The following is a 25687-nucleotide window of genomic DNA, read 5'->3' as shown; positions in this document are numbered from 1 at the left end:
CATAGAAAGGTATTGACGCGGACTCCCGGACGGCGCGAGGGTGACCTCACCTTCATCCGTGAAATCTAGGGGGTTCGATGCACCATCCAACCCTGCTCCTCGGCCGGCGTGCGCTGCTCGCCGCCGCCGTGGTCGCCGCCGCGACCGCGGTCCCACCACCCGCAACCGCCGCCGCACCCACGGCCGACCGCCAGCAGCGGTACGCCGCCGCGGCGGCCGAGTACGGCGTACCGACCGACGTGCTGCTCGGCGTCTCCTACCTGGAGTCCCGCTGGGACAGCAACGCCGGCACACCCAGCACCAGTGGCGGCTACGGCCCCATGCACCTGACCGACGCCCGACACGTGACCGCCCTGCCCGTGGGCGGCCACCACGACACCGGCACCGAGGACCCGCGTGGCGACAACTCCCGCACCGCGCTGGCACCCGCGCCCCGGCCGGCCGAGGACCCGGCGCCACCCGCCGCCGCCTTGCAGACCGTGGATGCCGCCGCCGCGCTGACCGGCGCGACCCCCGACGCGCTGCGCACCGACGCCGACGTCAACATCCGGGGCGGGGCCGCGCTGCTGGCCTCGTACCAGCGGGAGTTGGGCGCGCCGGTCGGTGCCGGCACCGACCCGGCCAGCTGGTACGGCGCGGTGGCCCGCTACGCCGGCGCGGACAGCGCCGACGCCGCGGCGGCCTTCGCCGACGAGGTCTTCACCACCATCGGCAGCGGCGAGTCGCGGGTGACCGACGACGGCCAGCGGATCACGCTGCCGGCCCGGACGATCCGGCCGCAGCGATCGTGGCTGGACCGGCTGGGTCTGCGTCGGCTCGCCCGCCCGGACGGGCTGGAATGCCCCCGGACCATCTCCTGCGAGTGGATCCCGGCGCCCTACGCGGCGTTCGGCGACGGGGACTACGGCAACCACGACCTGTCCGACCGGCCCGCCCGGCAGAAGATCGAGTACATCGTCATCCACGACACCGAGGGAAGCTGGGCCACCACCCTGCGACTCGTCCAAGACCCGACCTACGTGAGCTGGCACTACACGCTGCGCTCGGTGGACGGGCACATCGCCCAGCACGTCAAGACCAAGGATGTCGCCTGGCACGCCGGCAACTGGTACGTCAACGCCAAGGCGGTCGGGCTGGAGCACGAGGGCTTCGCGGCGCAGGGCACCTGGTACACCGAGGCGATGTACCGGACCTCGGCGAAGTTGGTCCGACACCTCGCGCTGCGGCTGGGCGTCCCGCTGGACCGCCAGCACATCATCGGCCACGACAACGTGCCCGGCACCATCGCCGCGAACGTCCGTGGAATGCACTGGGACACCGGCCCGTACTGGGACTGGAACCACTACTTCGAGCTGCTGCACGCGCCCCGGTTGGACACCGGCACCCCCGCCACCGGTCTGGTCCGGATCGACCCGGACTTCGCCACCAACCAGCCGGCGTTCGTCGGCTGCGTCACCGCCGGCGTGCCGTGCGCGCCACGCGGCTCCTCGGCGGTGGTGCTGCGCTCCGCGCCGGCCGCGGACGCGCCACTGGTGAACGACGTCGCGCTCCGCCCCGACGGCACCCCGAACACCATGGAGGTGTCGGATCACGGCGCCCGCGCCTCCGCCGGCCAGACGTACGCGCTGGCCGGCCGGCAGGGCGACTGGACGGCGATCTGGTATCTCGGGCAACGCGCCTGGTTCCACAACCCGGCGTCCGCGCCCACCGCCAGCTGGACGGTCGGCCTGGTGGCCACTCCGAAGCCCGGCCGGACCACCATCCCGGTGTACGGACGGGCCTACCCGGAACAGGCGGCCTACCCGGCCGGCGTGCCCTACCAGACGATCTCGCCACTGCAGTACACCCTTGCCGCCGGGCAGCGGTACGCCGTCGGCGCGGTGCTGCCGGGCGAGTACTACCGGGCCAGCACTGTCGACGGCTCCTCGCCCGGTGACTGGACGGTGATCCGCGGCAAGAACAGGTACGCGCAGATCCAGTTCGGCCACCGCATCATGTACGTCGACCTGGCCGACGTGCAGCTCCTGCCGTCCCCGGTGGGCGCACCCCGCTGACAACGACGACGGCCCCCGGTCGGTGACCGGGGGCCGTCGTGTCGCACGGGGTGGATCAGCCAGGTCTGCGGAACCCGGCGACGGGCATCGTGTTGATGCTGGACACCTGCACCGGTTTACCGGCTCGTGGTGCGTGCACCATCTGGTTGTTACCCAGATACAGCCCGACATGACTCAGGCCCGAGTAGAAGAAGACCAGGTCACCAGGACGAGCCTCGGATCGCGGCACGGCCTTGCCCTCGTTCCACTGGTCTCCGGTGTGGTGGGTGAGGGAGATCCCGGCCGACCGGTAGGCGTACTGGGTCAGCCCCGAGCAGTCGAACGAGTTCGGGCCGGTGGCACCCCAGACGTACGGGTCGCCGACCTGCTGGCAGGCGGTTTTGATCGCCTTCTGGGCGGCCACGGCGAGCACACCGTTGATGGTCGGGCAGCCGGCGGTCTTGACCGTGGTCTTCGGCATCGACGCCTCAAGCTGCTTGATCTCGGCGTCGATCTGCTTCTTCTTGGCCGCCAGCTCGTTCTGCTGCTTGGTCTGCGTGGCGATCAGGGTGTCCAGCTTCTGCTTCTCGCCGTCGTACTTGGCCCGCACGGCGAGGACGCCCTCGACCTCCTTGCGCTCCTGCGCGGCCAGCCGGTCGAGGATGGTGAGCTGCTCGGTGAGCGTGTCCGGCTTGGCGCTGACAAGTAGTGCGCCAATGTCGTGCGACGGGCCCGAGATGTAGTAGCGGGAGGCGAGATCGCCGACCCGGTTGAGCGCCAACTCGCTCTGCAACGCCAGCGGCTCGATCTTCTTCTGCAGGTCCGCCGACTTCTGCCGATTGACCTTCAGCTGCGCCCTGACCTTGTTGTACTGCTCGATAGTGGGCTCCAACTGCTCCCACTTCTTGTCGATCTGCGCCTCAATCTCGTCGACCGTGGGCGCGGCGTGCACCGGGGCGGCAAGCAGGCCCGCGCCGACCACCGCGGCGGCGACCAGGACGAGCAGACGACGACCGGCCCGGCGCAGACCACCCGGCCGAGCAGACGCGGACAGGTCGTGACGATGAGGGGGCATGGTTGCCACCGGCACCGACTCCTTTGCAACCGACCGCCGGGCGCCTCGCGTGAGGGAAGGGCCGAGGCAGACGACCCACAGCGGTCGGTGCCCCACATTAGGGAAGCGCGAGGCGGTAATCAAGGCGAGTGGAGTAACCGTCACTGTCGTGCAACCGCTTGCACACCAAGGGTATTGGCGCGTCAGCCAACGATTGCCGTCAATACATCGTCGAGAGTGACGACACCGAGCGGGCGCCGGCCGTCGCTGACCAGCACCATGTGCCGCCGTTCGCGGCGCATCGCCAGCAGCAGGTCCGCCAGCGTACGCTCCGGCGGCACCACCGCCAGCGGCCGGTAGACCTGGGCCGGCACCGGCGACCGGCGACCCTGCCCCGCGTATCCGAGCACGTCCTTGACGTGCACGAAGCCGAGCACCCGCCGGGTCGACCGCTGCACCACCGGGAACCGGGACCGGCCGGTCCGGGTCGCCAACACCTCCAACGACGCCGGCGAGACGTCCTCGGCGACCGTCACCACCGTCGACCACGGCTGCAGGGCGTCCGCCGCCGTACGGCTGTGCAGGGCCAGCGCGCCGGTGATCCGGGCGTGCTGCTCCGCGTCGAGCAACCCCTCGGTGCGGGCCTGCGAGACGAGCCCGGCCAACTCCTCGGCGGTGAACACCGTCTTCACCGCCTCGGACGCCTCGATCCGCCAGATCGCGAGCACCCGGCGGGCCGCCCACTTCATCGCCAGCAGCAGCGGCTTCGTGGCCACGCAGAACGCCAGCATCGCCGGGCCGAGCCACAGCGCGGAGACCTCCGGACCGGCCAGCGTGATGTTCTTCGGCACCATCTCACCGACGACCGTGTGCAGGAAGACCACCACACCCAGGGCCAGCACGAAGGCCACCGGGTGCACCGCCCGCTCCGGCAGGCCGGCCGCGTGGAACGGTGGCTCCAGCAGGTGCGCCAACGCCGGCTCGGCGATCGCGCCCAGGCCCAGCGAGCAGACCGTGATGCCGAGCTGCGCACCGGCGATCATCAACGGGATCTGGTTCATCGCCGACAAGGCCCACCGGGCGCGTTTCGACCCGGCGGCCAGCGGCTCGATCACCGTCCGGCGGGACGCGATGAGCGCGAACTCACTGCCCACGAAGAAACCGTTGCCGAGCAGCAGCAGGACGGTCACCAGCAGCTCAGTCATCGTCGTCCGGTTCCGCCGGGCGCAGCACCCGGACCTGCTCGATCCGGTGCCGCTCCACCTCGACCACGGTGAACTCCCAGCCGCTCGCCTCGACCGTCTCGCCGGCCAGCGGGATGTGCCCGAGCTGGGCCATCAGGAACCCGGCCAGCGTCTCGTACGGCCCCTCGGGCAGCCGGAAGCCGGTCTGCTCGGCCACCTCGTCGGAGCGGAGCACCCCGTCCACGAGCACGGTGCGCTCGCCGCCGGGCACTCTCAACTCGACCGGCTCGGCGTCGTCCACACTCGCCGGGTCGAACTCGTCGGCGATCTCCCCGACCAACTCCTCGACGAGGTCCTCGATCGTCACCACGCCGTCCGTGCCGCCGTACTCGTCGACCACGATGGCCAGGTCGGCCCCGGCCGCCTTCAACGCGGCCAGCACGCCGTCCAGGTTGAGGCTCTCCGGCACGTAGACCGGCTCCCGGGCCACCGAGCCGACCATGGTCGACGCCCGGTCGGCAAGCGGTACGCCCAGCGCGTCGGGCACCCCGGCCACACCGGTCACCAGGTCCAGGGTCTCCTCGTACACGGGGAACCGGGTCCGCCCGGTCTGCCGGGACTGTTCGAGCAGCTCGGCCACGGTGGCCGTGGCACGCAGCGCGACCACGTCCACCCGGGGGGTCATCGCCTCGGCGGCCCGCTTGTCACCGAAGCGGATGGTGCGGCGCAGCAGCATCGCGGTGTCGGTCGGCAGCGCGCCGGCCCGAGCCGAGATGGCCGCCAGCAGACCCAGTTCCTCCGGCGAGCGGGCGCTGGCCAACTCCTCCTGCGGTTCCACACCGAGCGCCCGGACCAGTCGGTTCGCAGAGCCGTTCAAGCCCCGGATCAGCCAGCCGAACGTCCGGGAGAAGGTGTGCATCGGCCCGGCCGTGGCCAGCGCCGCCGGCATGGGCCGGGCCAGCGCCGCGTTCTTCGGCACCAGCTCACCGAAGAGCATGGAGAGCAACGTGGCCAGTGCCAACGCCAGGAACGGGGTGTAGCGCTCGGTGCTCTCCCCGGCCAGGGGGCGCAACAGCGGGGTGAAGAGCCGCGCCAGGGCCGGCTCGGCCAGGTAGCCGGTGAGCAGCGCGGTGATGGTGATGCCGAGCTGTGCGCCGGAGAGCTGGAAGGAGAGTTCGCGCAGCGCGGTGCGTACCGTCAGGGCGGCCTGGTCGCCGGCGGCGGCCCGCCTGTCGATCTCCGCGCGGTCGACCGTGACCAGGGCGAACTCGGCCGCGACGAAGAACGCGTTGCCCGCGGTCAGCGCAACGAAGCCGACCAGGGGCAACAGCGTCATCAAGAGCAGGCCGTCGATGTCGCCTCACCTCGGCGAGATTCTTGCACGACGGCGGCGGACCCTGAGGGCCGCCGCCGTCGATCTGCGCACCGCGGGGGGGTACGGCCTCAGCCGCCGACCGGCGCCGTCTCCCTGCCGCCCTGCGGCTGCTCCGGCTTGACCGAACGGAGCAGCACACTCGCCACGTCGATCACCTCGACCTGCTCGCCAGCGCCCTTGCCGTTGACGCCGTCGCTGAGCATCGTCGAGCAGAACGGGCAACCGACCGCGACCGTCTTCGCCCCGGTGGCCATGGCCTCCTCGACCCGGTCCACGTTGATCCGCTTGCCGATCTTCTCTTCCATCCACATCCGGGCGCCGCCAGCGCCGCAGCAGAAGGAACGCTCGCTGTTGCGTGGCATCTCGGTCAGCTCGCCCGCGATGGCGTCGCCGAGGACCTCCCGGGGGGCCGCGAAGACCCGGTTGTGCCGGCCCAGGTAGCAGGGGTCGTGGTAGGTGACCCCACCGTCGACCGGCTGCACCGGGGTGAGCTTGCCGGTGGCGACCAGGTGGGCCAGCAACTGGGTGTGGTGGACCACCTCGAACTCGCCGCCGAGCTGGCCGTACTCGTTGCCCAGGGTGTTGAAGCAGTGCGGGCAGGTCGCGACGATCTTTCGTTTGGCCTTCTCCCGACCCTCGAACGCCTCGTTCAGCGTCTCCACGTTCTGCTGGGCGAGCATCTGGAAGACGAACTCGTTGCCGATCCGCCGCGCCGGGTCGCCGGAGCAGGTCTCGCCCTCGCCCAGGATCGCGAACGACACCCCGGCCTCGTTGAGCAGCGTGGCCACCGCGCGGGTGGTCTTCTTGGCCCGGTCCTCGAACGCGCCGGCGCAGCCGACCCAGAACAGGTACTCGAAGTCGTCCACCTCGCCGACCCGGGGCACCTCGAAGTCGAGACCCTTCGTCCAGTCCTCGCGGGTGTTCTGCGGGGCGCCCCACGGGTTGCCCTTGTTCTCCAGGTTGCGCAGCATCACGCCGGCCTCGGAGGGGAAACTCGACTCGATCAGCACCTGGTAGCGGCGCATGTCGACGATGTGGTCCACGTGCTCGATGTCCACCGGGCACTGCTCCACGCAGGCGCCGCAGGTGGTGCAGGACCAGAGCACGTCCGGGTCGATGACACCGCCCTCCTCGGCGGTGCCGATCAACGGCTTGTCCGCCTCGGCCAGGGCCAGCACGTCCAGGTGCGCGAGCTGCGCCTGGGTGGCCTTCTCCTCGCCGGTCAGGTCCTTGCCGCCGCCGGCCAGCAGGTAGGGCGCCTTGGCGTACGCGTGGTCGCGCAGGCTCAGGATGAGCAGCTTGGGCGACAGGGGCTTGCCGGTGTTCCAGGCCGGGCACTGCGACTGGCAGCGGCCGCACTCGGTGCAGGTGCTGAAGTCCAGCAGACCCTTCCAGCTGAACTGCTCGACCTGGGCGACACCGAACTGGTCCTTCTCCGGGTCGGCCTCCTCGAAGTCGAGCGGCTTGCCCTGGCTCGTCATCGGCCGCAGCGCGCCGAGGCCGGAACCGGCCGGCCGGGCCGGCTCACGCTTGAAGAAGATGTTGGGGAACGCCAGGAAGCGGTGCCAGGCGACACCCATGGTGACGTTCAGCGAGATGACGATCAGCCAGGTCATCGAAATGATGATCTTGATGGCGGCGGCGACGCTGACGCCGTCCGCCCAGTCGGGAAGCACCGCGCCGACCGCGTGACTGACCGGGGTGGCCCAGAACGGGAACTCGAAGTGGTCGGTGGCGACCTTGAATCCCCGGATCACGAACCCGAAGATCAGGACCAGCAGCACGATCCACTCGACGAAGTAGCCCTGCCACATGGTCGAGCCGGTGAACCGGGACCGCCCGCCCGGCCGCGTCGGCCTGTTGCGCAGCCGGATCGCCATCAGCACCAGGATGCCGACCAGGCCCAGCACCCCGATGATCTCGGTGACCAGGCCGAAGACCGTCCAGTGCCCGATGATCGGCAGGCCACCGTCGGTGGTGACCACCTCGAAGTACGCCTCGAGCACCAGCAGCGACAGGACGACGAAGCCGACCATCACGAACCAGTGCGCGGCACCCACCACGCCCCACTTGAGCATCCGGGTGTGGCCGGCCGTCTCGACCAGCATGGTCCTGGCGCGGGTGACCTTGTCGGTGAACCGTTCCGGTGCCGGCTGCCCGAGCCGGATGACTGCCACCATCTTCAGGACCGCACGCACCGCAAGCCACACCGCTACGGCGGTGATGGCGGCCGCGAGGATCGTGGTGACGATCTGGACGCTGCCCATCGAGTTGGCCTCCCCGGTCTGCTGCCTGATGACCTCGCTTAGCTCGGTCATGCAGTGCAGCCTACGCGAAGGTTACCCAGCGGTAACGTGAGTCATCTCGCAGTAGGCCACGCTGCCTGCGGACACCATAGGGGTCCCCACCCGCGCCTGCCGGACAGGGGCGCGGTGGGTTGACGTGGGACCGCCGACACGACGGCCCCCGAGCCGGCTCAGCGCCAGCGGGAGAGCAGCCCCAGCGAGGCGACCATCGCGCCGAAGCCGACCGCGAGGTTCCAATAACCCCACGCGGCGACCGGGTACTCCTGCTCGGACAGGTAATAGAGCACCAGCCAGCCGATGCCCACGACGATCAGGGCGACGGCGGTGGCCGGCAACCACACCGGGCTAGGCTTGCGCGTCGACGCCGCCGTCGTCGGACGAACGTCCGTCGGCGGGGTGTACACCTTCTTCTTGCGGACCTGAGACTTGGGCACGACGCTCTCCAGAGGGGTGACGACCTCGTCCGGCCTGACAACCGGGCGCGGGGGCGACGGTCCATGGCCAATAATGTTCGACAGCTAGCGTAGTCCCGATTGCCCGTCCGGACCATGAATGGGGTCAGGCCGGTGCACGGAGTGACCGAAAAAGGCGGGACTGTTCGCATCACCGGCCCGGCCGGGGCGGACCGATCCCCGACACGCGGAAGGAACGCTCGGTGGAGTACACATCCGGCGCAACCTCCTGGCAGAAGGTCCTCCGACGGGCCGCCGCCGGGCTACTGCCCCGGCGACCGCGTCAACGCCGACCGGGCTGGTCGATCGGGGTGCCCCTGATCGCCGCCGCGGCGGGGCTGCTCTTCACCACCACCGCGACCACCGCCGGTGGCACCGCGCTGCGTGAGGACCGACGGCCCCAGCTCAACCAGTTCATCGAGGACCGGCGCGAGCAGGTGGCGGCGAGCGAACGCCGGGCCGCCACGCTGCGCGACGAGGTCCAGCAACGCACCAACATGCTGGCCGGCTCGGACGCCCCGATCAAGGATCAGCAGGATCGCGCCCAGGGCAGCCTCCAGGCCGCCGGATTCACCGCCCTCGGCGGACCCGGGGTCACGGTCGAACTGAACGACGCGCCGCAGCTCGACCAGACCCAGTCGGACGCCGACAACGACGACCTGGTGGTGCACCAGGCGGATGTGCAGGCCGTGGTCAACGCGCTCTGGGCCGGCGGAGCGGAGGCCATGTCAATCATGAACGTCCGCGTCCTCGCAACCAGCGCGGTACGCTGCGTCGGTAACACCCTGCTGCTCCACGGCCGGGTGTACTCCCCACCGTTCAAGATCGTAGCGATCGGCGATCCCGCTGCCCTCCAGCAGGCCCTCGCCAGCTCTGAGGGAGTCCAGTGGTTCAAGGACGCGGTCGACGACTACCAGCTCGGCTACAACGAAACGGCTTCCACGGTGCGAGTCCCGGCATTCGAAGATTCGACCTCCCTACGCTCGGCCACGGTGCCTAAGTGAGCGCGCCGGACGAGCGTCGGGACGGGCGACACCGGAACCAGACCGACGATCCGACCGCCTTCCTGCCCAAGGTCGACCGGCCCGAGCCGGCGCCGGTCCGCCCGACCCCGGCCGGCAACTGGCCCGAGCCGATGCTGCCCGCCCGACCCGGCACGTCGCGTCCGCCGGCCCCGCCGGAGCCCCCCCGCCCGGCCGACCCGACCCCCGCCCCCCGGGCTGTCGACGCACCCCCGCCGTGGCCAGGCAGCCCCGCCCCCCGATCCGGCTCGCACGGAGGGTCCGAGGGTCCGACCGCGCCCGGCCAGCCGGCCGTGGCCAATCCGGGCCCGATCCGGCCCGCTGCCCCGGACGACGCCCCGACCCGGGCGACGACCTCCGGCACACCGGGTCAGCAGGCCCCGTCCGGCCCGTCCACCCCACCGGTGGCCGACTCACCGACCGCGTTCATCCCCCAGATCGCCGCCCGACCCACGCGCCCGACCGGCTCCCCGGTCGCTCCGTCCGCGCCCGGCCCTGGCCCGGATGCCTCCTCTTCCGCCGGCCCGGGCCGTGTCCCGCCCACCGGGCCGGATCGCGTCGCCGACCCGGCCGCCACCGCGTTGATTCCCGCCGTGCCCGGCACCACCGCCACCCGGCCACCAACCCTGGACTCGACCGCGCTGATGGGTGCCGTCCCCCGCACGGCGGGCCCCCAGGAGCCGACCGACGGCGGCGACAACCCCGGCGAGCCGCCCCGGCCCCGGCGCGGCGAGCGCGTGGTCCAACTCCGGCCCCACCAGACCGGCGAGGGCTACAAGAGCGTCTACTCCGAGCTCACCCGCCCGTCGCTCGGCTCCCGAATCCGCACCGGTGTCCGCGTCACCGGCGAAGTCCTGATCACCTTCGGCCTGGTGGTGCTGCTCTTCGCCGGCTACGAGGTGTGGGGCAAGTCGGCAATCGTCGACGCCCACCAGAACGACCTCAACAAGGCCCTGGCCCAGGAGTGGGGCCCGTCCGACGACCCGACTGTCGCTCCGTCGGCCGGCCCGAGCGTCAAACCGACGCCCCCGGTACGCGGCAAGCCGCTCGCCGGCCTCTACATCCCCAAGCTCGACAAGAACTGGGTCGTGGTCGAAGGCGTCACCCAGCAGGACATCCGCTACGCCCCGGGCCACTACCCGGCTAGCGCCCTGCCCGGCCAGGTGGGCAACTTCTCCGTCGCCGGCCACCGCAACCGGGCGACCTTCTGGCGGCTGGACGAGCTCGACGAGGGCGACGCGATCGTGGTCGAGAGCAAGACCGACTGGTACGTCTACCTGGTGTCGCGGTCACAGATCGTCCGGCCCACCCAGGTCGAGGTGGTGGCACCGGTGCCCGGCGAGCCGAACAAGAAGCCGACCAAGCGGATGCTCACCCTGACCACGTGCAACCCGAAGTTCGACAACTACCAACGCCTGATCATCCACGCCGAACTGGAACGCACCCAACCCAAGACGGCGGGCCGCCCGGCGGAGCTGGGAGGCTGACCCGATGTATTCGTTCATCTGGCGGAAGCTTCCCTTCGGCCTGGCCGGAAAGCTGATCGGCTCGGTGCTGCTGGTGGCCGCCACGGTGGCCCTGCTCTGGTATGTCGCCTTCCCCTGGGCCGAGCCCCTGCTGCCCTTCGACGACGTGCAGGTCGAGTCCCCCGCGGAATCGGGCGGCGGCGGCCCGGCGACCGGCGACGCCCCGGCCGGCGACGAGCACGAACTTCCGTACGACACCGATCAGAACAACCCCGCGCCACCCTCCCCAAGCAGGTGACAATGCGCATCCTGGTGATCGACAACTACGACTCGTTCGTCTTCAACCTCGTGCAGTATCTGGGTCAGCTCGGCGTGACCTGCGAGGTCCGCCGCAACGACGAGATCGACGTCGACGCGGTGGGCAGGGTGGGCGCGGCCGGCATCCTGCTCTCCCCGGGGCCGGGCAGCCCGGACCGGGCCGGCATCTGCCTGGACGTCATCCGGCAGTACGCGGGCGAGCTGCCGATCTTCGGTGTCTGCCTCGGTCACCAGGCGATCGGTGAGGCGTTCGGGGCGACCGTGACGCGAGCGCCCGAACTGTTGCACGGCAAGACCTCCGAGGTACGGCACGAGTCGGTGGGCGTACTCGCCGGCCTGCCCGACCCGTTCACCGCCACCCGGTACCACTCGCTCGCCGTGCTGCCCGACACGCTCCCGGACGAGCTGGAGGTCACCGGCTGGACCGGCTCCGGCGTGGTGATGGCGATGCGGCACCGGACCCTTCCCATCGAGGGCGTCCAGTTCCACCCGGAGTCCGTGCTCACCCAGGGCGGTCACCTGATGCTGGCCAACTGGCTGGCCGGCTGCGGTCACCAGGAGGCGTTGGAGCGTGCGCCCGCACTGGCCGCCGAGGTCGACGCCCGCCGCCGGTCGGCCTTCGTCACCACCTGAGGCCGCGCCGCCCGATCAGCGGGCCGGTGGACGGCACGTAGGCCGGATCAGCCGCGCAGCGCGTCCCGCACCGCCGGATCCGCGGGCGAGCGGACCGCGGGCGGGCGACCACGGACCGCGTCCCACGCCGCTTTGCCGCTGGCGAAGTAGTCCCGGACCGACTTCTCGGCCAGCAGGAACGGGCCGCAGTCGTCACATCGTGCGGTGACCCCGTCGACGTCGAGGCCGAGATGCCGGCACAGCGTCACCGCCCGGGACAGATGGTAGGACTGGGTCACGATCAGAGCCTGCTGGACGCCGTACACCTCGCGCGCTCGGGCGCAACTGTCGTACGTGTCCAGGCCGAACGGGTCGGCCACCACACGACGCGCGTCGACACCGAGCCCGGTGAGATACGCCGTCATCACCGCGGGCTCGTCACCCGACGTGCCGCCCCCGTCGCCCGAGACGAGCACGACCTTGGCCCGCCCGCTGGTCACCAACTCGGCGGCGGTCTCCAGGCGGCCGGCGAGCCGTTCACCGGGCCGCTGCCGATCGGCCGCCACGGCGGTACCGAGGACGATCACCACGTCGGCGGCCGGCGCGTCGGCCTCGGCGTACACGTGGCCGCGAGCGGCGAGCGTCGTCCACAGCCACGGAAGACTGGCGAGCAGCAGCACGGCGACCCCGAGGATCACCAGACGTCTGCGGCGTCGCGGACGTCGACGCACCACCGACCCGCCGCCGGCCACCTCGGCGTCACTCACACCGCCGCCTGGAGCGGCCACCGGCCAGCCAGGGGCTTCGACACGCCCTAGTCCTCGGGGAGCCGGCTCGGCGGGGGCGGGAACGGCAGACCGACGCCGCCCCCGGTGCCGGGCGTGGTCGGCGTGGCCGACGGCGTGCTGGTCGGTGTGCCGGAGGGCGGCGGTTCGACGACCTTCTCCGGTACGCCGACCTCGATGGTCACGGTCCGGTCCTTGGCCAGTGTGGTGCCCGCGCTCGGACTCTGCTTCTCGACCCGACCGGCCCGGTCCGCCGGCACCTCGTCACCGTCGCGGACCTCGACGTTGTAACCCGCCTCGCGAAGCTCCGCGGTGGCCTCTTCCCGCGTCGAGTTGAGCACGTTTGGCACCTTGCTGACGTTGCCCTTGGAGACCTCGACGACCACCGTGCTTTCCTGCTCGACGGTGGTCCCCGACGACGGAGTCAACTTGATTACGGTGCCCTTCGTCGCCGGATTGTCCACCGGCTTTTCCTGGACCTTCAACCCCTGGGCCTCAAGCTGGGACTTGACCAGCTCGAACTGGGAGTTGGCCAGGTTGGGGGGGATCTTCACGTCGGGCTTGCCGTCGCAGAGCTGGATGGTCACCGTGCTGGACTGCGCCCGCCGAGTACCCGGCGCCGGATCCTGCTTGGCGACCGTGCCCTTCGTGCAGTCGTTGTCCTGGACCGGGTCACCCAGCTTCGGCTGCAGGTTGGCCTTCTGGATCTCGGTGACCGCGACCGCCTGGGTCTTGCCGGTGACGTTCGGTACCGCCTTGTTGGCCTTCTCCTGCTGCTGGTTCCAGAGGAGGGCGACGACCAGGGCGATCACCGCCAGCACGCCGACCGCGCTGAACGTCGCGATCAACCAGGAGGACGCCTTGCGCTGGCGCGGATCGCCCACCCGGGCCATCTGCCCGGTCTGCGGCCCACCGGCGGGAGCGGGGTAACCGCCCCGGCCGCCGGCCGGGGCCATCGCCACCGTCTCCGCCTCGCGCAGCACCGGGGTGGCCAACACGGGCCGGCCGGCGGCGGCGCGGAGCAGGTCGGCACGCATCTCGCCGGCGCTCTGGTAGCGGTTGAGCGGGTTCTTCGACAACGCCTTCAGCACGATCGCGTCGACCGCCGGGGTGACGTCCGGGTTGATGTCGCTCGGCGTCGGCGGCGTCTCCCGTACGTGCTGGTAGGCAACGCTGACCGGGCTGTCCCCGACGAACGGCGGGTGCCCACACACCAGCTCGAAGAGCACGCAGCCGGCCGCGTACACATCGGAGCGGGCGTCGACGGCCTCTCCCCGCGCCTGCTCCGGGGACAGGTACTGCGCCGTGCCGATCACCGCGCTGGTCTGCGTCATGGTGGTCGCGCCGCTGGCCAACGCGCGGGCGATGCCGAAGTCCATCACCTTGACCTGGCCGGTCTGGGTGAGCATCACGTTGCCGGGCTTGATGTCCCGGTGGATGATCCCGTGCCGGTGGCTGAACTCCAGCGCGGCACACATGTCGGCGCAGATCTCCAGCGCCCGGCGCGGCTGCAGCCGACCCTCGGCTCCGAGGACCTCCTTCAGGGTCCGCCCGTTGACGAACTCCATCACGATGAACGGCAGTGTCTCGCCGGTCGGCGCGGTCTCCTCGCCGGTGTCGTAGACCGCCACGATCGCCGGGTGGTTGAGTGAGGCGGCGTTCTGCGCCTCCCGGCGGAACCGCATCTGGAACGTCGCGTCCCGGGCGAGGTCGGTCCGGAGCATCTTGATCGCGACGTCCCGACCAAGCCGGAGATCGCGACCGCGGTGCACCTCGGCCATGCCGCCGTAGCCGAGCAGCTCGCCGACCTGATACCTGCCACCGAGCAGGCGGGCCTGCGCTGTCATCGCGTCTGTCGTCCTTCGCTCGTCGTCGTCCCGCCGTCGCTCGGCTGGAGTCGTATCTCCCGACGGTACGACGTCTGGGTCGGATCGTCGCGTCCGTCGAGTCGCAGCGCGCCGGACGTCGCGGTGCGCCCACTCGTCCCGACGGGTTCGGCGGCCTGCGACTGCTTGTTCAGGTAGTAGGAAATCACGCCGGAGCAGAGCAGGACCAGCACGGCCAGGAAGATGGCGAGGAGCACCAGGCCAGGCCGGGACCGCCGGGGCTCGGGGGACGGCGCCGACGGTACGGCCTGCCGGGCGTACGCCGCCGGTTGCTGCTGCCGGGGCGGTGCCGACGGCACCGACGCGGCACCGCGCGGGTACCCGTTCGGTGCGGCCGGCGGCCGGGCGGACGGGACGGACGGCGCGACGGCGGTGGGGCGCGGCTGTTGGACGGGCGCGATCGCTGTCGGCCTCGGCCCGGCCACCGGCGGGCGGGCGGTCGGCGGACGCATCTGGTGCGCCTGCGGCACCTGGGCTCGGCCGGGCGCGGCCGGCGAGGCGGGCGCCGCGGAGACCGGCCCGGAGTTGGCGCCGGCCCGGGCCTGCTGGGAGAGCGCGGCCTTGAGCTGACGGGCCACCCCGGCGAGAGCGGCGGCGCTCGGCCAGCGGGCGGCCGGGTCCTTGGCCAGCGCCCGTTCCACCACCGAGCGGACCTGCGGGGGGATGTCGGCGGGCAGCGGTCGGGGCGTCTCCCGCACGTGCCGCATCGCGATGTCGAGCGGGTTGTCACCCTCGAACGGACGCCGCCCGGCGAGACACTGGTAGGCGACCACGCCGAGCGCGTACACATCCGAGGCCGGGGTGGCCACGCCTCCGGTGGCCTGCTCGGGTGAGATGTACGAGGCGGTGCCGAGCACCGAACCAGCGGCGGTGAGCTGGCCGACCAGGTCGGAGCGGGCGATGCCGAAGTCGGTGAGCACAAGCGTGCCGTTCGGCCGGACGAGCAGGTTGCCCGGCTTCACGTCGCGATGCACGATGCCCTTCTCGTGCGCCGCGTGCAACGCGTCCGCGGCCTGCGCGACGAGGGCCATCGTCCGGGCCGGGGTGAGCCGGCCGACCCGGCTCAGCGTGGACGACAGGGCGTCGCCCTCGACGTACTCCATGACCAGGAACGCGATCTGCTGGTCGTTGCCGAAGTCGTAGACGTCCACCACGCCCGGGTGGTTGATCGTGGCCATGGTGCGGGCCTCACCACGGAACCGCTCGGCGAAGTCCGGGTCGTCGAGCAGGGCGGGAAGCAGGCTCTTGACCGCGACCGTCCGGCCGAGCACCTGGTCGGTGCCGCGCCAGACGTCGCCCATGCCGCCGCTGGCGATCCGCTCGTCGAGACGGTAGCGGTTGCCGAGCTGGACGCCGGGGCTGAGCATGTCAGCGGCCCCCGGGGTCGGCGATGGCGGCCTTCATGATCTGGCCGGCGATCCGGGCTGCCTCGCCGCTGCCACCGGAACCGGCCTGCTCGAGCATCACGCAGACCGCGGAGACCGGAGTGCCGTTCTTGTCCAACGCGAAGCCGATGAACCAGCCGTGGTCGGGCCGGTCCGGCGCGGACTGGGCGGTGCCGGTCTTGCCACCGACCGTGTAGCCGGGGATCGCGGCCCTCCGTCCGGTGCCGTTCTGGACGACGCTGACCATCATCTCGCGCAGGTCGGCGGCGACCTGCGGTTCGATGGGCTGACGCAGCTCACGCGGCTTCGCGGTGTGGTAACTGGTGGTCCGGTCCGGGGCGAGCAGCTGCTGCACCAGGTACGGCCGCATCTGGCTGCCGTTGTTGGCGATCGCGCTGACGATCATGGCGCCTTCGAGCGGAGTCATCCGGACGTTGTTCTGGCCGATCGAGGACTGGGCCAGTGCGGCCTGGTCGGGGGTGCCGTCCGGGTTCTGGATGTCTCCGGTCCGGCTGGCCGCCGTGGGCAGACCGTCCTCGCCGAGGTGACCGACGGTGAGGTCCTCCTGCTCGAAACCGAACTGGCGGGCCTTCTCCTTGATCGTGTCGGCGCCGAGCCGTACGCCGAGCTGGGCGAAGCCGGTGTTGCACGAGTCGGTGACCGCGGTCAGCAGGGTGACCTTCGGCTGCGGGCAGATCGACGGATCGGCGTTGCGGATCGGGGTGCCGGAGGTGGGCGGAGTCCAACTGGGGCCGGCCGGGATCTGGGTGGTCTTGGTGACGCCGTTCTCCAGCGCCGCCGCGGCGACCACGATCTTGAACGTGGAGCCCGGCGGCAGCGTCTCGGAGAGCGCCCGGTTCTTCAACGGACCCGCCGGGTCCTGATCCAGCTTGTTGAACGCCGCGGCCGCCTCCTTGTCGGTGTGGCTGGCCAGCGGGTTCGGGTCGAAGCTGGGCATGGAGACAAGCGCCTGCACCGCCCCGGTACGCGGGTCGATGGCGATGGCCGCGCCCCGCTTCGCCCCCACCTGGTTGTTCCGCAGCTGGTTGTACGCCGCGTCCTGGGCCTTCTTGGAGAGGCTGAGCAGCACGTTGCCGCCACCGCTCTCGTCGCCGGTGAACATGTCCTTGATCCGGTCGCCGATCAGCTGGTCGCTGGTGCCGGCCAGGAAGTCGTTCTCCACCCGCTCGATGCCCGTGTCGGCCAGGCTGACCGGCTTGTAGCCGAGCACGTGGGCGTACTCCGCGCCGCCCGGGTAGGTGCGCTGGAACTTCAGCTTGCCCGTGGTCTCCTTGCTGGTCGCCACCGCCGTGCCGCCGGCCTCGATGTTGCCGCGCTTGCGCTTGTAGTCGGCGACCTGGACCCGACCGTTGTAGTCGCTGGTGCGGTACTCGTCGGCCTTCTGGAACTGCACCCAGTTGAGGTTGGCGAAGAGCAGACCGAACAGGACCATGACGACGACGCCGACGCGGCGCAGTGGTGCGTTCACGGCTTGATCACCTCCGTGGGAGCACCGTGCAGCTGCTCCGGGGCACCACCGGTGGGTCGGGCGGCCTTGCTGACGCTCCCGCCGACCGGCCGGCGGGCGCCGTCGGAGACCCGCAGCAGCACCGCGATGAGCAACCAGTTGGCCATCAACGACGAGCCACCGGCGGACAGGAACGGGGTGGTCTGACCGGTCAGCGGGATGAGCTTGCTGATCCCGCCGACGATCACGAAGACCTGGAGGCCGAGAGTGAACGCGAGACCGCCGGCGAGGAGCTTGCCGAACGAGTCCCGGACCGCGAGCGCGGCCCGCAGCCCACGCTCCACGATCAACAGGTAGACGACGAGCAGGGCGGAGAGGCCGAAGAGGCCGAGCTCCTCGCCCATGCCGGCGAAGATGAAGTCGTTCTGCACCTCGGGCAGAATGTCCGGCTGGCCGCCGCCCGGCCCGGCGCCGAAGAGCCCGCCCGTGCCCAGGGCGAGCAGGCCCTGGACAAGCTGGTAGCCCTTGTCGGTCGGGTCGGCGAACGGGTCGAGCCAGATCTCCGCCCGGACGTAGAAGTTGGCGAACGGGCCGCCGACCGTCGAGCCGAGGACGTAGGCGAGGTAGGCCCCGCCGAAGAAGAGGACGAGACCGATCAGCAGCCAGCTGACCCGTTCGGTGGCGATGTAGAGCGTCACCACGAACATGCCGAAGTACAGCAGCGAGGTGCCCAGGTCCTTCTCGAACACGAGCACCAGGAGGCTGACCAGCCAGACGCCGACCACCGGGCCGAGGTCGCGCCCGCGCGGGAAGTCGATGCCGAGGAAGCGTCGGCTCGCCAGCGAGAGCACCTCACGCTTGCGGACCAGGTAGTAGGCGAAGAAGACAAGCAGCGCCAGCTTGGCGAACTCACCCGGCTGGATGGAGAAGGCGCCGAGATCGATCCACAGCTTCGCGCCGTTTCTCTCCGAGATGCTCGCCGGCAGTACCGCCGGGAGCATCACCAGCACGATGCCGGCCAACCCCAGGGTGTACGCGTATCGCGAGATCGACCGGTGGTCGCGCATGATGGCGAGCAGGCTGGCGGCGAGGATCACCGCACCGAGCGTCCAGGCCAACTGGCGCCCGCCCTGCCCCGCGAAGACGGCCAGGCTCTCCCGCTCGGCCACCGGGGCGTCGCCCAGGTCGATCCGGCGGAGGAAGCCCACCCCGAGCCCGTTGAGCAGGGCCACCGCCGGCAACAGCGCCGGGTCGGCGAACGGGGCGAGGAATCGGATGACCAGATGCAGACCGAGGAAGACCGCGCCGAGCACGGCCGCGGGTATCCAGAAGTCCGGGGTGACGGTGTCCAGCAGGTTCGCCTCGACGGTCGCCCCGTACGCGGCCACCAACGCCATGGCGAGCAGCAGCAGGGACAGCTCGGCGTTGCGGCGCGACCGCGCCAGGCGTACGCCGGACTGCTCGCCCGCGGTGGCGGGCGAGGGTGCCGGTGTGGCCGCTACGGTCACAGGTGGAGTCCTTGGGATCTCAGCCGACGCTCACTCAGGAGACCGGCAGGTGGCCGGGTCGAGCGCCGGCGTGGCCGAGTCGGAGGGCGTGTTGTCGGGCGTGGTGGACGAACCGGTCGCACCGACAGCGGCGGTGGCACCGACGGTCGGGCTCGCGCTGGCAACTCCGTTGGAGGTTGGCGACGCGATGGTGCTCGGACTGCCGTTCGGGCTCGGCGACGGATCGGCCGGTGTCGGCGTACCGCTCGCCGCGGCGGTCGGATCGAGCGCGCAGAGCGGCTTCAGGTTGGGATTGCTCGGGGTGTCGCTGGTCAGCTCGGCGAGCTGGCGTTCGGCGTCCGGCTCGCTCTTGGCCCGGATGCCGACCTTGACGGTGTCCTGCGCCGCGACCGTGAGGTCGTCCAATCGGGTGCCGCTGCGGCGGTGCACGGTGGAGAGGTCCATCCCGGCGATCTGACCTTGGACGCCACGGAAGACGGCGACCTGGCCCTCCTCGGTGGCTCCCACGTAGTACTGCCGCTGGGTGTACGTCCAGCCCCCGAACGCCGCGCCGCCGATGATCACCAGCAGGGCGACCGCCATGGCGGCGGTCCGCACCGGGCGGCGCTTCGGCCGGTCCGGTTCGTCGTCCGAGGCCGCCGGCTCCTCCGGGACGGCCGGACGCGGCGCGGCGAGAGCCGAGGCTCGGGCGGCCGGAGTGGAGTCGTCCGCCGAGGTCGCCATACCCCGGTCCCGGGCGGCGGCACCGCCGACGATCGGGCTCGCCTCGACGATGTCCTGATCCGTGGCATCGGCGATGATCACGGTGATGTTGTCCGGTCCGCCGCCGCGCAGCGCGAGCTGCACCAGCCGCTCGACGCACTTCTGCGGGTCGGTGTACTCCCGCAGGGTCTCGCCGATGGTCTCAGCGCTGACCACACCCGACAGGCCGTCGCTGCAGATCAGGTAACGGTCGCCGGGCAGCACCTGGCGCACCGAGTATTCCGGGTCGATGTCCCGGCCGTCGAGGGCCCGGGTGAGCAGCGATCGCTGCGGGTGGCTGCTCGCCTCCTCGGCGCTGATCCGACCCTCGTCGACGAGCATCTGGACGTACGTGTCGTCCTTGGTGATCTGCGCGAACTCACCGTTGCGCAGCAGGTAGGCCCGCGAGTCACCGATGTGGACCATCCCCAGCTTGCTGCCGGTGAAGAGGGTCGCCGTCAGTGTGGTGCCCATCCCCTCCAACTGCGGGTTGGCGTCCACCGTGTCGCGGAGTTGTTGGTTGGCGGTGCCGACGGCCGAACGCAACGCGTCGACGAGAGCGTCCCCGGGGACGTCCTCGTCGAGCGGCGCCATGGCACCGATGACGATGTTGCTGGCGACGTCACCGGCGGCCATGCCGCCCATGCCGTCGGCAACGGCGAGTAGCCGCGGCCCGGCGTAGACGGAGTCTTGATTGCCGTCTCGGATCAGACCGCGGTCGCTGTGGGCCGCATAGCGCAGGGTCAGAGTCATGGCCGTAATTCGAGGGAAGTGCGGCCGATCCGGATCGGCACGCCGAGGGGGACGGGGGTTGGTCCGGTGACCTTAGCGCGATCGAGGTACGTGCCGTTAGTCGAGCCGAGGTCCTCAACGAACCACTGCCCGTCACGCGCCATGAGCCGGGCGTGTCGCGCGGAGGCGTAGTCGTCGGTGATGACCAGGGTGGAGTCCTCAGCTCGCCCAATGGTGATCTGCGCGTCACCGAGAGTGATCTTGGTGCCGGCCAGCTGACCGGCTGTCACTACCAGCTGGTGCGCCGCCCTGCCCCGTTTCACCTTCGCCGGCTTCGCCGCCTGACCGGTCGAGGCGCCGACCGCGCGTGGCGCGGCCACCAGACGACCGGAGCGGGCGCCCGCGAAGAGATCCCTTCGGATCACGCCCACCACGGTGAACACGAAGATCCACAGCAGGATCAGGAACCCGAACCGGGCAACGGTGATGACCAGTTCCGGCAAGGCGGGTCAGCCGTCCACGCGGAAGGTCAGCGTCGTCGTCCCGAGCTGGACCATGTCACCAGGGTTCAGTGCGACAGCGGAGACCCGCTGCCCGTTGACCATGGTGCCGTTGGTCGAACCCAGATCGGTCAGCACGACCTGGCCCCCGTCGAAATCCAACCGGGCGTGTCGCCGGGAGATGCCGACGTCGGGCAGACGCAGGTTGGCCTGATCGCCGCGACCGATCACCGTCGACCCCATCTGGAGGGGGTAGGTGCGACCGTCACCGGAGACCAGCCGCACGTTGCGACCGCCACCGTGCCCGGGCGGAGGGCCGTAGCCACCACCCTGGTCGTACGCCGGGTAGGCGGGCGGGCCGGCGTCGTAGCCGGGCGCCGACACCGGGGCGACCTCGCCACCGGTGTAGACCTCGGCTGTGACACGGAACATGCCCGTGTCCAGGCCCTCGCCTCGCTCGATCTCGACGATCACGTCGCCGTAGACAGTCCAGGCCTGCTCGCCGATGAACTCCGCCTGCGACTGGGCCAACTCCTGGGCCAGCGCAGCGGCGTACGGCGCCAGCCGACTGTGGTCGAACGGCGAGAGATCGATCACGTAGCGGTTGGGCACCAACGTGCGCCCACCGGCCAGGATCGCCTTGTGCGCCTCGGCCTCCCGCTGCATGGCGTTGAGGATCTCCACGGGGTGGACCACCCCTTTGAAGACCTTGGCGAAGGCCCCTTCGACCAGGCCTTCCAGACGCTTCTCGAAGCGTTGCAGCACGCTCACCGGCTCCTCCTCGGGTCCCGAGGACATGATGGTATCCGGCCGGCGCGCGCGCAGCTCACACGCCGCTCGGCCACCTGCTCCCGACCCGTTCGGAAGGGTCGGGACTGCCGTGCTAATCTTTCGTCCGCCACGAACGGTAACCGCTCGTGGCGAGCACCTGGGACAGCGTAGTATTCCCGAGGCCGTTGGAGACAGCGGGCCGGGGCGGCTACAGTGTTCCGGGTTGTGCCACGGGGATGTGGCGGAATGGCAGACGCGCACGGTTCAGGTCCGTGTGCCCGAAAGGGCGTGGGGGTTCAACTCCCCCCATCCCCACCAGCGACGAGGGCTCCGCTTACTGCGGGGCCCTTCCGTCATATCGGGGCGTGTCGGACGCCAGGCTATGCTGCGATGGATTCTGTCTCCGATGGACCAGGAGTGGCGTGTGAGTGTCGCGTTGGTGACAGGGTCGGGTGGCCTGATCGGCTCCGAGGCGGTCCGGCACTTCGCCGGCCTCGGTCTGGACGTCGTCGGCATCGACAACGACATGCGCCGGTATTTCTTCGGCGAGGACGGCTCCACATCCTGGAGCCTGGATCGGCTCACCCGTGACCTGGGCGGGGCGTACACCCATTTCGCGGTGGACATCCGGGACCGGGACGGCCTGGAACAGGTGTTCAAGAAGTACGGCTCGGACATCGCCGTGGTGATCCACAGCGCGGCTCAGCCGAGCCACGACTGGGCGGCCAAGGAGCCGTACACGGACTTCGACGTGAACGCCGGCGGCACGCTCAACATCCTGGAGAACACCCGCCGGCACGCGATCGACGCGCCGTTCATCCACTGCTCGACGAACAAGGTCTACGGCGACCGGCCGAACACCCTGCCGCTCGTCGAGCTGGAGACACGGTACGAGCTGCCCGAGGACCACCGCTGGTACCAGGGCATCACCGAAGAGATGTCGATCGACCACTCGCTGCACTCGGTCTTCGGCGCCTCGAAGGTCGCGGCGGACGTGATGGTTCAGGAGTACGGGCGCTACTTCGACATGAAGACCGCCTGCTTCCGGGGTGGCACGCTCACCGGTCCGGCGCACTCGGCGGCCGAGTTGCACGGGTTCCTGGCGTACCTGATGCGCTGCGTGATGGAGGGCCGGACATACAACCTGTTCGGTTACAAGGGCAAGATGGTCCGGGACGCGATCCACTCCCGGGACGTACTGACCGCCTTCGAGGCGTTCTTCCGGGCCCCGCGCTCCGCGGAGGTCTACAACCTCGGCGGCGGCCGGCACTCCAACACCTCGCACATCGAGGCGTTCCGCATCGCGGAGGAGATCACCGGCCGCGAGGCGCGGATCAACTACGTCGAGCAGGCCCGCACCGGCGACCACCAGTGGTATGTCAGCAGCATGGCCCGGTTCGAGGAGCAGTACCCGGACTGGAAGATCACTTACGACGTGCCGATGATCCTGCGGGAGATCTACGAGGCCAACGTGGGTAAGTGGGTATTCAAGGCATGACCGCGCGGACCAAGCGCAACGTACTCGGCGTCCTGGTCGACGCCACCGACTACGCGACGGCGACCGATGCGGTGGTGACCGCGGCACATGAGCGGCGTCCGCTCGCGCTCACCGCGTTGGCCGTGCACGGCGTGATGACCGGGGTGCTCGATCCGGCGCACAACGCGCGGCTCAACTCCTTCGACGTGGTCACCCCGGACGGGCAGCCGGTGCGGTGGGCGCTCAACCTGCTGCACCACGCCGGGCTCTCCGACCGGGTCTACGGGCCGACGTTGACCCTGCACGTGCTGTCGCGCTTCGCCGACGAGGGGCTGCCGATCTACCTGTACGGGTCGACCGAGGAGACCCTCTCCCGGTTGATTCCGGCGCTGGAGCGGATGTTCCCGGCCCTGAAGATCGCCGGGGTGGAGCCGTCCAAGTTCCGGGCCGCCCAACCGGGCGAGGACGCCGAGATCGCCGACCGCATCCGATCCAGCGGTGCCCGGCTGGTCCTGGTCGGGCTGGGCTGCCCGCGCCAGGAGGTCTTCGCGTACGCCATGCGACCGCTGCTGGACATGCCGTTGATGGCGGTCGGCGCGGCCTTCGACTACCACGCCGGCTTGCTCCGTCAGCCCCCGCGCTGGATGCAGCGTGCCGGTCTGGAGTGGTTCTGGCGTCTCGGTCTGGAGCCGAAGCGGCTCTGGCGGCGCTACGTCATCCTCAACCCGGCCTACCTGAGCCGGCTCGCCGCCCAGAAGCTCGGCCTGTGGAAGGCCCGCCCGCCGGCGCCGGCCAGCGAGCGGCCGGCGACCTTCTCGGTCTGATCGATCCGTACGGCACGAGGCCCCACCCGGTCCACCGGATGGGGCCTCGGCCGTCAGAAACCGTCAGACGGTCAGGGTCCAGGTGTTGATGTAGCCGGTGTCGGCCGAGTAGGTGTCCCGCACCTGAAGCCGCCAGATGCCGTCGGCGGCCTCACCGGAGACGTTCACCGTGTACGTGGCGTTCACGTTGTCGGCGCTGTCCGAGGTGCTGCTGTTCTTCAGCCGGTACGCGCTGCCGTCCGGCGCGAGCAGGTCGATGACCAGGTCACCCCGGTAGGTGTGGACGATGTTCACCGCGACGGTGGAGGCCGACGAGGCGTTGCGTCCACAGCCGGAGATGGTGATGGAGCTGGTCACCGCCGAGCCGACGTCCGGGATCGACACGTCGGTGCCGTTGGTGCCGGTGCAGCCGGTGGGCGGCGGCGGGGTGGTGCCGGTACCCACGTAGAGCAGCAGGTTCGGTGAGCCCGAGCCGGGGTTGCTCACCACGTTGGGTGTCGCGTTGGCCACCAGTTGGTTGCGGACCTGCGCGGGCGTCCAGCCCGGGTTGGCGCTGGCCACCAGGGCCGCCGCTCCGACCACGTGCGGCGTGGCCATCGAGGTGCCGCTGATCGTGTTGGTCGCGGTGTTGCTGTTGTACCAGGCCGAGGTGATCGACGAGCCGGGCGCGAAGATGTCCAGGCAGGTACCGACGTTGGAGAACGACGAGCGGGCATCCGAGCTCGTCGTCGAGCCCACCGTGATGGCCTCGGTGGTACGTGCCGGCGAGGTGTTGCAGGCGTTCGCGCCGTTGTCGTTGCCGGCCGCCAGGCCGTACGTGACGCCCGAGGCGATCGAGTTGCGGACCGCGTTGTCGAGTGAGGTGTTCGCGCCGCCGCCGAGGCTCATGTTCGCCACCGCCGGCTTGATCGCGTTCGCGGTGACCCAGTCGACGCCGGCGATCACACCGGCGTTGGTGCCGCTGCCGGAGCAGTTGAGCACCCGTACGCCGACGAGTTGGACGGCCTTGGCCACCCCGTACGCGGACCCGCCGACGGTGCCGGCGACGTGCGTGCCGTGCCCGTTGCAGTCGTCGGCCGACCCGCCGTCGACCGCGTCGTAGCCGGAGGTGGCCCGGCCGCCGAAGTCGTTGTGGGAGAACCGGATGCCGGTGTCGATGATGTAGGCGTGCACGTTGCTCGCCGTGTTGGGGTAGGTGTAGGAGCTGTCCAGCGGCAGGTTGCGCTGGTCGATCCGGTCCAGGCCCCAGGAGGGCGGGTTGGCCTGCGTGCCGAAGATGGACACGGTGTGGTTCTGCTCGACGTACGCCACCGCCGGGTCGGCCGCGATCCGCGCCGCCGCGCTCGCGCTCACCGTGACCTCGAAGCCGCGCAGCGCCGCGCCGTAGGTGCGGGCCACCGTGCCGCCGTGGCGGCCGGAGAGCCGCTTCGCGGTGTCGCCGACGCGGTCGCGGGCCACGGCGCTGTCCTTGAGAACGACGATGTAGCTGTCCGGCACGGCGGTGGCTCCGCCGGCCGCCCTGACCACACCGGCAGGTTCGGCGGCCAGGGCCGGCGTGCCGACGGCCAGCACCGTCGCCGCGGCCACCCCGACCAGTACGGACCTTCGTGGAAGACCCATTTCCTACCTCCCTCTGACCGGCGGCGGAACGTGACCACCGGTCCCAACATCAATCGACGCTTGCCGATCTAGCTGAGAGTAGGTCAGTGAGCGGGCTGTTGGACATGCCGGAACGTCCATATCTCCGTGGGATGACCCCTACGGGCCAGTCGTCCGGGGCGAACTGGG

General features: G+C 70.6%; 21 protein-coding genes and 1 tRNA gene. 8 read left to right on the top strand and 14 right to left on the bottom strand.

Going from position 1 to position 25687, the window contains the following annotated elements; genetic code table 11:
- Positions 1-77 precede the first annotated feature (77 nt).
- Entirely contained in the window at positions 78-2054 is a 1977-nt protein-coding gene (locus AB0A90_RS07550) for an N-acetylmuramoyl-L-alanine amidase (protein WP_357243237.1), read from the top strand.
- 55 nt (positions 2055-2109) lie between these two features.
- On the opposite strand, the gene AB0A90_RS07545 is transcribed toward AB0A90_RS07550, so the two are convergent.
- The 5 genes from AB0A90_RS07545 to AB0A90_RS07525 all read right to left on the bottom strand — a co-directional run bounded on the left by AB0A90_RS07545 (position 2110) and on the right by AB0A90_RS07525 (position 8386).
- A complete protein-coding gene (locus tag AB0A90_RS07545) occupies positions 2110-3123 on the bottom strand; it encodes an NlpC/P60 family protein (protein ID WP_357243234.1) in 1014 nt (337 codons plus the stop codon).
- A 167-nt stretch (positions 3124-3290) separates the two neighbouring features.
- The gene (locus AB0A90_RS07540) at positions 3291-4292 is read right to left on the bottom strand and encodes a hemolysin family protein (protein ID WP_357243231.1); all 1002 of its coding nucleotides are present in this window, start codon (positions 4290-4292) and stop codon (positions 3291-3293) included.
- A complete protein-coding gene (locus tag AB0A90_RS07535; RefSeq protein ID WP_357243228.1) occupies positions 4285-5607 on the bottom strand; it encodes a hemolysin family protein in 1323 nt (440 codons plus the stop codon). The genes AB0A90_RS07540 and AB0A90_RS07535 overlap by 8 nt, the downstream gene beginning before the upstream one ends.
- Before the next feature lie 107 nt (positions 5608-5714).
- Positions 5715-7913, bottom strand: coding sequence for a (Fe-S)-binding protein (locus AB0A90_RS07530; protein WP_357244075.1), 2199 nt, complete (start codon positions 7911-7913; stop codon positions 5715-5717).
- Positions 7914-8122: 209 nt separating this feature from the next.
- Complete coding sequence (locus AB0A90_RS07525; RefSeq protein ID WP_357243225.1) at positions 8123-8386, bottom strand: cell division protein CrgA; 264 nt, start codon at positions 8384-8386, stop codon at positions 8123-8125.
- A gap of 221 nt (positions 8387-8607) precedes the next feature.
- Here AB0A90_RS07525 and AB0A90_RS07520 point away from each other — a divergent pair, with 221 nt between their 5' ends.
- Genes AB0A90_RS07520 through AB0A90_RS07505 form a run of 4 tightly spaced genes read left to right on the top strand, consistent with a single transcriptional unit; the run spans position 8608 to position 11843 of the window.
- Entirely contained in the window at positions 8608-9408 is an 801-nt protein-coding gene (locus AB0A90_RS07520; RefSeq protein WP_357243222.1) for a DUF881 domain-containing protein, read from the top strand.
- Positions 9405-10913, top strand: a complete 1509-nt coding sequence (locus AB0A90_RS07515) for a class E sortase (protein ID WP_357243219.1) — start codon at positions 9405-9407, stop codon at positions 10911-10913. The genes AB0A90_RS07520 and AB0A90_RS07515 overlap by 4 nt, the downstream gene beginning before the upstream one ends.
- Positions 10914-10917: 4 nt before the next feature.
- Positions 10918-11190 (top strand): hypothetical protein, encoded by a 273-nt coding sequence (locus tag AB0A90_RS07510; protein WP_357243216.1) that lies wholly within the window; start codon positions 10918-10920, stop codon positions 11188-11190.
- Between the two features lie 2 nt (positions 11191-11192).
- Positions 11193-11843, top strand: coding sequence for an aminodeoxychorismate/anthranilate synthase component II (locus tag AB0A90_RS07505; RefSeq protein ID WP_357243213.1), 651 nt, complete (start codon positions 11193-11195; stop codon positions 11841-11843).
- Positions 11844-11890: 47 nt separating this feature from the next.
- On the opposite strand, the gene AB0A90_RS07500 is transcribed toward AB0A90_RS07505, so the two are convergent.
- The 8 genes from AB0A90_RS07500 to AB0A90_RS07465 are packed head-to-tail and all read right to left on the bottom strand — an operon-like array spanning position 11891 to position 21625.
- A complete protein-coding gene (locus AB0A90_RS07500) occupies positions 11891-12589 on the bottom strand; it encodes an ElyC/SanA/YdcF family protein (RefSeq protein WP_357243210.1) in 699 nt (232 codons plus the stop codon).
- 47 nt (positions 12590-12636) lie between these two features.
- The gene (gene pknB, locus AB0A90_RS07495) at positions 12637-14454 is read right to left on the bottom strand and encodes a Stk1 family PASTA domain-containing Ser/Thr kinase (protein WP_357243207.1); all 1818 of its coding nucleotides are present in this window, start codon (positions 14452-14454) and stop codon (positions 12637-12639) included.
- Positions 14451-15860, bottom strand: coding sequence for a protein kinase (locus AB0A90_RS07490; protein WP_357243204.1), 1410 nt, complete (start codon positions 15858-15860; stop codon positions 14451-14453). The genes pknB and AB0A90_RS07490 overlap by 4 nt, the downstream gene beginning before the upstream one ends.
- A gap of 1 nt (position 15861) precedes the next feature.
- Entirely contained in the window at positions 15862-17367 is a 1506-nt protein-coding gene (locus AB0A90_RS07485; protein ID WP_357243201.1) for a penicillin-binding protein 2, read from the bottom strand.
- On the bottom strand, positions 17364-18854 hold the full coding sequence (locus AB0A90_RS07480; RefSeq protein WP_357243198.1) for an FtsW/RodA/SpoVE family cell cycle protein: 1491 nt from the start codon (positions 18852-18854) through the stop codon (positions 17364-17366). Before AB0A90_RS07480 ends, AB0A90_RS07485 begins: the two co-directional genes overlap by 4 nt.
- 30 nt (positions 18855-18884) lie before the next feature.
- Entirely contained in the window at positions 18885-20348 is a 1464-nt protein-coding gene (locus AB0A90_RS07475) for a PP2C family serine/threonine-protein phosphatase (RefSeq protein ID WP_357243195.1), read from the bottom strand.
- Entirely contained in the window at positions 20345-20830 is a 486-nt protein-coding gene (locus tag AB0A90_RS07470; protein ID WP_357243192.1) for an FHA domain-containing protein, read from the bottom strand. The genes AB0A90_RS07475 and AB0A90_RS07470 overlap by 4 nt, the downstream gene beginning before the upstream one ends.
- A gap of 6 nt (positions 20831-20836) precedes the next feature.
- A complete protein-coding gene (locus AB0A90_RS07465) occupies positions 20837-21625 on the bottom strand; it encodes a DUF3662 and FHA domain-containing protein (protein WP_007454122.1) in 789 nt (262 codons plus the stop codon).
- Positions 21626-21830: 205 nt separating this feature from the next.
- Between AB0A90_RS07465 and AB0A90_RS07460 the strand changes: the two genes are divergently transcribed.
- From AB0A90_RS07460 to AB0A90_RS07450, 3 genes are all read left to right on the top strand, one after another.
- Positions 21831-21916: transfer RNA gene (locus AB0A90_RS07460), tRNA-Leu, on the top strand.
- 64 nt (positions 21917-21980) lie between these two features.
- The gene (locus tag AB0A90_RS07455; protein WP_357243189.1) at positions 21981-23096 is read left to right on the top strand and encodes an NAD-dependent epimerase/dehydratase family protein; all 1116 of its coding nucleotides are present in this window, start codon (positions 21981-21983) and stop codon (positions 23094-23096) included.
- On the top strand, positions 23093-23899 hold the full coding sequence (locus AB0A90_RS07450; RefSeq protein ID WP_357243186.1) for a WecB/TagA/CpsF family glycosyltransferase: 807 nt from the start codon (positions 23093-23095) through the stop codon (positions 23897-23899). The genes AB0A90_RS07455 and AB0A90_RS07450 overlap by 4 nt, the downstream gene beginning before the upstream one ends.
- Positions 23900-23962: 63 nt before the next feature.
- On the opposite strand, the gene AB0A90_RS07445 is transcribed toward AB0A90_RS07450, so the two are convergent.
- Complete coding sequence (locus AB0A90_RS07445) at positions 23963-25519, bottom strand: S8 family serine peptidase (protein ID WP_357243183.1); 1557 nt, start codon at positions 25517-25519, stop codon at positions 23963-23965.
- Positions 25520-25687 lie beyond the last annotated feature (168 nt).

Origin of the sequence: Micromonospora sp. NPDC049204, from assembly GCF_040647935.1 — a bacterium.
Classification (GTDB): Bacteria; Actinomycetota; Actinomycetes; order Mycobacteriales; family Micromonosporaceae; genus Micromonospora.
Note: the sequence above shows the minus strand (reverse complement) of the source record. Positions and strands in the feature narration are given on the sequence as shown.